The following is a 320-nucleotide window of genomic DNA, read 5'->3' on the forward strand; positions in this document are numbered from 1 at the left end:
AGAACAAGCCAACGAAAGAAATGCTTCGTGTGTCATAGCTAGTTTCTCATAACGCATTTTTAGACGACGGTAAGAATGAAGCCAGGCAATCGAACGCTCAACCACCCAACGTGTTTTGCCCAAACCAGTACCGTGCGCAGTGCGGCGTTTTGCTAGTTCAGGAATGATCGCTTGTTGGCGCAAAAGAATGCGAATAGGCTCAGAATCATAACCGCGATCTCCTTGCAAGATTTTTGGCTTTCGCAGAGGTCTTCCTCGTTTGCCTGCGATCGCGGGTATGGCTTTGACCAGCGGCAGCAACTGAGTCACGTCGTGGGAGT

Annotated in this window: 1 protein-coding gene; it reads right to left on the reverse strand. The window is 50.0% G+C overall.

Features of this window, described 5'->3' with window-relative positions; genetic code table 11:
* Positions 1-320: transposase (locus ACO0LL_RS30375; RefSeq protein ID WP_422954544.1), on the reverse strand; the 320-nt coding region annotated here is incomplete at both ends.

Origin of the sequence: Undibacterium sp. TC4M20W (genome assembly GCF_049340245.1) — a bacterium.
In the GTDB taxonomy this organism is placed as follows: Bacteria; Pseudomonadota; Gammaproteobacteria; order Burkholderiales; family Burkholderiaceae_D; genus Undibacterium.